The 6,000-nt window shown below is 68.0% G+C and carries 4 protein-coding genes; all 4 read right to left on the bottom strand.

From position 1 onward, the window contains the following. Positions 1-73 precede the first annotated feature (73 nt). On the bottom strand, positions 74-1,981 hold the full coding sequence (locus DPV74_RS27050) for a sigma-70 family RNA polymerase sigma factor (RefSeq protein ID WP_119338300.1): 1,908 nt from the start codon (positions 1,979-1,981) through the stop codon (positions 74-76). Then, the gene (locus tag DPV74_RS27055; RefSeq protein WP_119338301.1) at positions 1,965-2,279 is read right to left on the bottom strand and encodes a high-potential iron-sulfur protein; all 315 of its coding nucleotides are present in this window, start codon (positions 2,277-2,279) and stop codon (positions 1,965-1,967) included. Before DPV74_RS27055 ends, DPV74_RS27050 begins: the two co-directional genes overlap by 17 nt. Before the next feature lie 88 nt (positions 2,280-2,367). Further along, the gene (locus DPV74_RS27060) at positions 2,368-3,609 is read right to left on the bottom strand and encodes a c-type cytochrome (RefSeq protein WP_119338302.1); all 1,242 of its coding nucleotides are present in this window, start codon (positions 3,607-3,609) and stop codon (positions 2,368-2,370) included. Between the two features lie 71 nt (positions 3,610-3,680). Further along, positions 3,681-5,402, bottom strand: coding sequence for a methanol/ethanol family PQQ-dependent dehydrogenase (locus tag DPV74_RS27065; RefSeq protein WP_027790654.1), 1,722 nt, complete (start codon positions 5,400-5,402; stop codon positions 3,681-3,683). Positions 5,403-6,000 lie beyond the last annotated feature (598 nt).

Here is a 6,000-nt window from a genome sequence, read left to right on the forward strand (position 1 = left end):
TCCTCAACAGGTGGCGGGCCGGGGAAGGTGGTCGGCCGCTCGTTCCGGAGCGCGGTGGGGCGACCTGGCGGCGTCAGGCGATCAGCGACCGAAGCGCCGGTGCGTGCCCGAACTGTCTGATCCGTTCGAGCGCCGACACTTCGATCTGGCGAACGCGTTCGGCGGACAGATTCAGTTGCCGGCCGATCTCGCGCAGCGAATACTCGCTTTCGACGTCGATGCCGTACCTCAAGCGAAGAATCCACGCTTCACGTGCCGGCAGGCGGTCGATCAGCGCCGCAACCGCCGCGCGAAGCTGGCGGGCGCTCGCGGATTCTTCCGGGGTCGGTGCGGCGTGGTCGATCGCGACGTCGCACAACGTGAGGTCGTGATCGGGCGAAACGGGCAGGTCCGCGGAGATGGGCTCGCGCACGATATCCATCAGATCCCGCACCTTGTCGACCGGGATCCGCATCTGCGCCGAGAGCGTCGGAGCGCCGGCAACCTCGCCGGTTCGTTGCGCATGCGTTCGCGCGAGGCGCGACAGCTTGTTGATCGCGTCGACCGTATGCGCGGGCACGCGGATCGTGCGGCCCTGATCGGCGATCGCATGCGTGATGGCCTGCCGGACCCACCAGGTCGCGTACGTCGCGAATTTGAAGCCGCGCCGGTGATCGTAGCGATCGACGGCCTTCATCAGGCCGAGATTGCCCTCCTGGATCAGGTCGAGAAACTGCAGGCCGCGATCGGGATAGCGCTTGGCGATCGACACGACGAGCCGCAGATTGCTCTGGAACAGCTTCGTTCTCGCGGGCTGCATTGCGCGCTCGATACGCGACAGTCGCGCATCGATCGCGATCGCGATGTCGAGCGGCAGGCTCGACTCGCCGGCGAGGCCGGCGAGCGCGGTGCGTGCTTCGATCAGCGCCGGCGCGCGGCGGGTGAGGGCGGCGGTACAGCCGGCATGCGCGGCGATGCAGTCGGTCATCCATGCGCGCACGTCGTCGCACGGCATGAAGAGGTCGCGGCGCGGCGAATCGATGCGTATGCCCGATTCGGCCAGGATGTCGACGATGCGCTGTTCGAACTTGCGTGCTTGCGTTGCACGGTCACGAATCGCGCGGCCGATGCGTTCGATCGCACGCGCGGTGAAGCGGATCCTGCCGGTCGACGCGGCGGCCTCGCGAAGCAGCGCCCGGTAACCGGCCGACGCGAAACCGCAGGTACGCAATGCGTGCTGCATCCCGGCGGCCAGCGCGCCGGCGCGGTCGAGCGATGCGATGACGCTGTCGCGCCATGCCGGGCTGTCCGGCGCGCGGTCCGTGTCGTCCTCCCCCTCCGGTGATTCCATGGTCGAATCAGGCGCCGTTGCGTTGCCGGGCGATTCCCCGGGCAAAGCCGCGGGCGCTTCGTCAGGCGATTCGGCGTCGCCGACGAACCCCGTCACGTAGACCGATGCCGCCACCTTGCCGGCGCGGATGTCGCCGGCGATCGACGCGACGGCGTCGAGCGCAGCCGGGTCGCGGCTCAATGCGTCGATGCACGCCGCGCGCCCGCTTTCCAGATGAAGCGCGAGCGCGATCTCTTCTTCGCGGTCGAGCAGCGGTGTCGCGCTCATTTCGCGCAGATAGATGCGGACGGGATCGCTCGTGCGGGCCGCGAGCAGATCGGCGGTCGCGAGCGGGGCCGACGCTTCGGCGAGCGGCGACGTCGTGTCTGTCGCTCGCGCGAAATGACGATCGAGCGTCCATGCGCTTCGCGAGTCGACGTGCTCGCGTACCTCGATTCCCCATTCGCCGAGCATCGACGCGGCGGCGTCGAAATCCGCGCCGTCCGCGGCATCGTCGGGCAGCGCGTCGACGATTTCACCGCGCGTCACGTAGCCGCGCCCGATGCCCAGCGCGACCAGCGCATTCAAACGGTCCGTGCGCTCCGCGTTCGTGCCGCCGCGCGGCACGCCGTCGTGTTCGCGCCCGCGCCCGGGATCAAGCAAGCTTTGCATAGACGTTGCACCAGCCTTCGGCGGCAACCGCCTTGCCGCCGAACATCGGGCACGTGCCGGAGGATTCGCCGGCGCGGGCCTTGTAGAAGCGGCAGTTCGAGCACGTCTGGCCGGCCTGGTACTTCGGGAACTTGCCTGCATCGACGGTCGTCGCCTTCGCGCGGTAGCCGAGCGTCTTCGCGGCCGCGTCGTTTTCGTCGACGAGCGGCGCTGCCGCGAATGCGCCTGTTCCGGCTGCGAGTGCGGCACACAGGCCGGCGGTCTGAACGATGAAGGTTCTGCGAGTGCGGGAGATCATGTCGTTTTCCTGGATAAAAAAACCGGCCCCGCGCGCCGGGATGGCTTCCCGGCGCGGCGGTCGATCGAAGCGAAGGGAGAAAAAAGCGTTATTTGCGCGGGCCGGCGACGAGCGGCGCCTTCGACGAGGTGGCGACATCGGCGGTCAGCTTGCTCTTCGATGCGTCATAACCGTTCGAATAGAGCAGGAACGCCATCAGGTCCTCGTATTCCTGCGCCGTCATCTTGCCGGGGCGATCGGCCGGCATGTTGTTCGACATGTACTGGAAGATGCCGCCGACCGTGATGTGCGACTTGCCCTCGGGCGCGAAGGATTCCCCGCTCAGCGCGGGGGCGGTATTGCCTTCGAGCTGGTCGCCGTGGCATTTCGCGCAGGCATCGGTATAGAGCTTCTTGCCGTGCTGTGCCTGCGCATTGTCGAACGACGGCACGCCGTTTTCGTCACTCGCCGAGACCTTGATGAAGCCGCCCGTCGCGGGTGTTCCGCCGGCGAGCAGCACGCCGGTGCGCGAGTGCCCGGCCGACGCGACCGCGCCGTCGAGGAAGCGGCCGCGCGACGGCATATTGGCCGCTTGAGCGATGTTTTCCGGCAGGTTCCAGCCGCGTGTGAGCGCGGCGATCCGGCCGTTGGCATTCAGCCGCGACAACGCCGCGTCGATGCGCTGCCGCAGCGCGTCCCGATCGGGGCCGAACGCGAACGCGAGCTGCCAGTCCGAGTACGGCGACGCCGTGGCCGCGATCCGGAACGGCTGGCCGGGATGCGCACGCCGGTACGCCACGACGCTCGGATACCAGACGATCGCGCGTTGTGCGCGACCGGTCGCGAGCGCGTCGATGGTCTGCTCGGACGTGTTCTCGAGATCGAAGCGGGCGTTCGTCGCCTGTGCCGCGATCAGTTGCGACGGGCTGGAGTACGTGGCCGCGATCGTTTCCTTGCCGGTGGACGGTGCATGCGCGTCGCGCAGCGTCACGCTGACGTAGCTGGAGCGCAGATACCCCTGCGAGAAACCCATCCGGGCATTCGATGCATCGGCGATCGCCGAGCGCGGGAAGCCGGCGATCATGTCGCAGTCGCGTTCGAGCGATTGCTTCAGTTCGGCGGCGGAGATGCCGTCGTCGCCGCCGTCGTCGTCGACGCCGCGCCGGTTGAACGAGGCGGCGATGCCGGCGGTTCGCAGCACTTCACGTGCGACCGACATGTCGAGGGCGGCGGTCGGGCTGCCCGGCAGCGTGCAGACGCGCACGCCGCCGGCCGCGGCGGACATCGGGGTCAGCGCCACGCCCGCGGCGAGCAGACTGGCGAGGGTCAGGGGAGCGAGTCGAGTTTTCATGGTCGTGCATTCCGGTTGAAACAGTGGGGGCGTCGCGCCCGGATCGGGCGCATGCCGGGCGCGACGCGCGTTCAGTCGAGCGCGAATACGTAGAGCGTGCCGCCGCGCGGAACGTCTTTCGCGACGTCGGCCATCGGGCCGCCCCAGATCGGGTTCGCGCCGCCGTATCCGGCGAGCACCGCGACATATTCCTTGCCGTCGACCTCGAACACCGACGGCTGCGCGATGATGCCGCTCGCGAGCTGCGGGCTCTCCCACAGCACCTTGCCGGTCGCCGTGTCGAAGGCATACAGGTGGCCGTCGAGCGAGCCGCTGAATGCAAGACCGCTCGCGGTGGTCGCGACGCCGCCGTTCCACGGCTTCTTCGACCAGTGGCCCCACAGTTTCTTGCCGGTGTTCACGTCGATGGCCTGCAGTTCGCCGTAACCCTGGCTGCCCGGTTCAGGCTTGATCTCGAAGCCTTCCCCGAGATACGGCAGGCCTTCCATGTAGCTGACCGACTTGCCGGACAGGCTCATGCACGCGTGAAGGGAAGGTACGACCGCGATGTGGCGCGCGGGGTCGTACGACACCGACCACCAGTTCTTGCCGCCGAGGAAGCTCGGGCACGTGTCGATCGTCGTGCCGGCCTTCGGGAACTTCGACGGGTCCGCGATGGGCTTGCCGTCGGCCGTGTAGCCGGTGACCGACGTTGCCGTGACGAACGGCTCCGCGTAGATCAGCTTGCCGGTCGTGCGATCGATCGCATGGAAGAAGCCGTTGCGGTCGGCGTGAATGATCGCGTCGTAGTCCTTGCCTTTGTACTTGATGTCCGCGAGGATCGGCGTGTTGACGCCGTCGTAGTCCCACGTGTCGTTGCTCGTGTACTGGTAGTGCCACTTCAGGTTGCCGTTCTTCGGATCGAGCGCGAGCAGCGAGTCGGAATACAGGTTGTCGCCGGGACGCAGCGCCGCGAGCCACGGGCCGGGGTTGCCGACGCCCCAGTACAGCGTGCGGCTTGCCGCGTCGTAGGTTCCCGTCAGCCAGGCGGCGCCGCCGCCGTGCGCCTGCATCCCGTCGGGCCAGGTGTCCGCGCCTTTTTCGCCGGGGCTCGGGATCGTGTAGCGCTTCCAGACCAGCGAGCCGTCTTCGGGGTTCAGCGCGGCGATGTACCCGCGAATCCCGTATTCGCCGCCGGAGGTGCCGACGATGATCGAGCCGTCCAGCGCGAGCGGCGCGAGCGAGAACGCATAACCGAGGCCCGGCTCGAACATCTGCTTCTTCCAGACGAGATTGCCCGTCTGCGCGTCGAGCGCCACGACCTCGCCGCTCAGCATCGCGACGTAGACGTTCTTGCCGTACAGCGCGACGCCACGGTTGACGACGTCGCAGCATGCGGTCTTGAACGATGCCGCGCCAAGCTTCGGTTCGTATTTCCACAGCTGCTTGCCGCTCTTCGCATCGAATGCGTAGACGTTGTCCTTCGGCGTGGTCACGAACAGGTAGTTGCCGTTGATGATCGGCGTGGCTTCGAAGCCCTGCTTCAGCTCGGCGGGGAACTTGTAGGCCCACACCTGCTTGAGTTCCTTCGCGTTCGACGCGTCGATCTGCTTGAGCGGCGAATGCGACTGGCCGTCGTAGGTGCGGTAGTAGGTCAGCCAGCCCGGATCTGTGTGCGCATCGGTCAGCCGCTGGTAGGTCACGGCCGGGTAGTCCGCGGCCGCTTCGACGAGGCCGGGGTTCAGCGCGACGGCTGCTGCCGCCGCGATGCCGATCGTCGCCAGCCGGCTCGCTGAAGCCGAGAGTTTCTTCATGGTTGTCTCCTGAGTCATTGTGGTCGCACCGCCGCGAACGGTTCGTCGCGCCGGCACGGTGGGGATTCCGGGCCGAGTGCGCAGCCGTTCACGCAAGTCGCATGCCATCGCGGCGCGAAGCCGGTGTGACGCGGCACACGGGCGCGTCGTGCGTCGTGCGGCGTCGGACGCGTCGCGCGCACGTGTCAACGAAGGTGTTGCATTCAGGTACACCCCCGTGCGCGCAGTGTTGCCAAACATGACAGGTGGCGCGGCATCCGTGACAGGTGGAGCGCTGCCCGCGCCGGTGTCACGCACGCCGTGCGCGGCGACGCGCGCGGGCGTCGTGCCGACGCGGCTGGCACGGTTCTCGCACGCTGCTTCGCGACAACAGCACGCCGCGCGGTGCGGGGCACACCACGGCGAAATACAAGCATGGAGACGAATGAAATGATCAGGAGGCCAAAGGCAGCCGGAAAGGGCGGCGCGATGCGATGCGCGCGTCGCGCGCGGCACGGTGGCGTGATGCGTGGCGCGCTTCTCGGGCCGGCCCTCGGCGCCATCGCGCTGTTCGGCCTGTCGACGGCCAGCGCGCGTGCGCAGCAGCCTGCGGACGGCA

This window comes from Burkholderia sp. HAN2018 (assembly GCF_024704855.1).
GTDB lineage: Bacteria > Pseudomonadota > Gammaproteobacteria > Burkholderiales > Burkholderiaceae > Burkholderia > Burkholderia cepacia.